The organism is Mesorhizobium sp. M2A.F.Ca.ET.039.01.1.1 (assembly GCF_003998035.1).
GTDB lineage: Bacteria > Pseudomonadota > Alphaproteobacteria > Rhizobiales > Rhizobiaceae > Mesorhizobium.
Genome location: NZ_RZRY01000798.1, coordinates 1 through 2,598, shown reverse-complemented (window position 1 = coordinate 2,598; position 2,598 = coordinate 1). Strand labels below are relative to the sequence as shown.

Genomic DNA, 2,598 nt, shown 5'->3' with positions numbered 1-2,598 from the left:
GACCGCGACATTGCCATGGTGTTCCAGTCCTACGCGCTCTATCCGCATATGGACGTGTCCTCGAACATGGGCTTCAGCCTGATGCTGAAGAAGGCCGAGAAGACGACGATCGACAGCCGCGTCGGCGCCGCCGCCAAGCGGCTCGGCCTCGACTCCTATCTCGGCCGCCTGCCGCGCCAGCTCTCCGGCGGCCAGCGCCAGCGCGTCGCCATGGGCCGCGCCATCGTGCGCGACCCGAAGGTGTTCCTGTTCGACGAGCCGCTTTCCAATCTCGACGCCAAGCTGCGCGTCCATATGCGCGCCGAGATCAAGGCGCTGCATCAGCAGCTCAAGACCACGTCCGTCTATGTCACGCACGACCAGGTCGAGGCCATGACTATGGCCGACCGCATCGTCGTCATGCATGACGGTTATGTGCAGCAGGTTGGCCGCCCGCTCGAGCTTTACGACCGGCCGGCCAACACCTTCGTCGCCGGCTTCATCGGCTCGCCCGGCATGAATTTCTTGCCGGCCAAGGTCGCCAAGGGCGGCAAGGTCGATGCCGTGCTCGCCGACGGCCAGAAGCTGCGGCTGCCGGATGGCCTGCCGCTCAAGGACGGCGATGCGCTCACCATTGGCCTGCGGCCTGAGCACATCAAGCTGGTCGACGATGGCGCGCTCAAGGCCGAGGTCGAAGTAGTCGAGCCGCTCGGCCTGTCGACGCAGTTCTATGTCAGGCTGGCCAACCAGCAGATATGCGTCTTCGTCATGGGCCGCAGCAACGTCAGGCCGGGCGACATCATTCGGCTGGCCGCCGACCCTGCGGCGCTGCATCTGTTCGATCCAAAGAGCGGCAGCAGGATCGAATAGTCAACGCCATCGAAACGCGTCCAGCATGTAATCCGCATGCGCGTTGAATTCGTCGAGAAGCCCGGCAGGGTCGCCGCTGTCGACCAATATCCCGGACAAAACCAGCGCGGTCGCCACGCCGGCGGCTTGGCCGCCGGCGATGTCGTGCTCGACGCTGTCGCCGACACAGACCACGTCGTGACGATCCGGATTTCCCGCAAGCGCGAGCGCCGCTTCGTAGATCGCCGGATAGGGTTTGCCGATACGGGTGACGCTGCCGCCGAGGCGTTCGTAAAGGTCGGCGATCTCGCCGGCGCCGAAGCGCGGTCCGACCGCGGTCAGCATGATCCGATCCGGATTGGTGCAGAAGCACGGCACCTGCCGTGCCGCCGCCGGGCCGAGAAGTCTTCGGTAGTGATCGAGGTCGTAGCGGTCGCCTTCGCTGGCCGCGATCAGCACTAGTTCGGCGTCGTCGCCGCGCTCGGTCAAAACAAGCGGCAGGCCCTCGATCGCCGAGCGGTCCCCGTCGCGGCTGATCAGCAGGCATCTTGTGCCGGCCCGCAGCGTGCCTTCGCGCGCCATGTCCGTGAAAATGCGCCAGGCCACTTCGCCGGATGAGACGAAATGGTCCCAGCTTCCCGCCTCGAAACCAAGCTTAAGCAGCCGCCTCTCATTGGGCTCCGCCCGCTTGCCGGAGTTCGAGATCAGCGCCACCGTTTTGCCGGCACGCTTCAGCGCCGACAGGGCTTCGACCGCGCCAGGGTAAGGCTGCTGCCCGTCATGCAGCACGCCGAACTGGTCGAGCAGGAACACGTCGTAGCGTTCGGCGAGCGCTGCGACCCCGTCGAGATGCATGGCGTGCTTCGCGCTCACAGCAGCCCCGCTTCGCTTGCACCCTTGAGCGCCAGCCGTGCCGTGCCCGCCGCTGCCTCGTCTGACAGCGCAGGCCGAAATTCGACGCCGAGCTTTCGTTGCCGGATCGCGGTCCAGGCGGCATTGGCGGCGCCGCCGCCGACGCTGCGCACCGATGTCAGCGGTGGCGCGCCGAGTTCGGCAAGCCTCCGGTAGCCGAGCGCCTCGACGGCGGCGATCCCTTCCAGCATCGCCTTCAGATAGTCGGCGTCGGATCGCGGCCGGGGTAGGAGCCGCGGCTGCAGCGCCGGATCGGCAATGGGAAAGCGCTCGCCGGGCGAGCCGAGCGGATAATAGTCGAGGCCGGTCTCCGTCGCGGGATCGATCGTCGCGCTGAGCTCGATGATGCGGGCAAGCGAAAAATGCTGCGCGAGCACCTTGCCACCGGTGTTCGATGCGCCGCCCGCCAGCCAGGCGTCGCCAAGCCGGTGGCTGTAGATGCCATAGCGCGGCGCGAAGATCGGCCGGTCGGACAGGATCTTGATGGTCAGCGACGATCCGAGCGCGGTCACGCCGTCGCCGGCGGCCACAGCGCCCGTCGCCAGGAACGAGGCGCAGCCATCCGTGGTGCCGGCAACCACCGCGACGTCGCGCGGCAGGCCGAACAGGCCGGCGGCCGCTGCCGTGAGCCTGGCGGTCACGCTGCCTGGCCTGACGACGGCAGGCAGAAGCTCCATGCGCATGCCAGTCGCCGCGATCCACTCCGGCCAGCGGCATGCCTCGGCGTCGTAGCCGGTCTTCAGGCTGTTGTTCTCGTCGCTGACGTCGAAACGGCCCGAGAGTTGTCCAGCGATCCAGTCGGCCTGGTGCAGCACGGCATGGATGTCAGGCAGGCGCTGGAACCAGAGCGCCTTGGCG

General features: G+C 67.2%; 3 protein-coding genes. 1 reads left to right on the top strand and 2 read right to left on the bottom strand.

Features of this window, described 5'->3' with window-relative positions; translation table 11 throughout:
* A partial coding sequence (locus tag EOA24_RS33860) for an ATP-binding cassette domain-containing protein (protein WP_127410579.1) occupies window positions 1-849 on the top strand: 849 nt, incomplete at its 5' end.
* Here EOA24_RS33860 and EOA24_RS33855 read toward each other — a convergent pair.
* Entirely contained in the window at window positions 850-1,701 is an 852-nt protein-coding gene (locus EOA24_RS33855; protein ID WP_127410578.1) for a TIGR01459 family HAD-type hydrolase, read from the bottom strand.
* On the bottom strand, window positions 1,698-2,598 hold a 901-nt coding region (locus EOA24_RS33850; RefSeq protein ID WP_127410577.1), incomplete at its 5' end, for an FGGY-family carbohydrate kinase. The genes EOA24_RS33855 and EOA24_RS33850, both read right to left, overlap by 4 nt.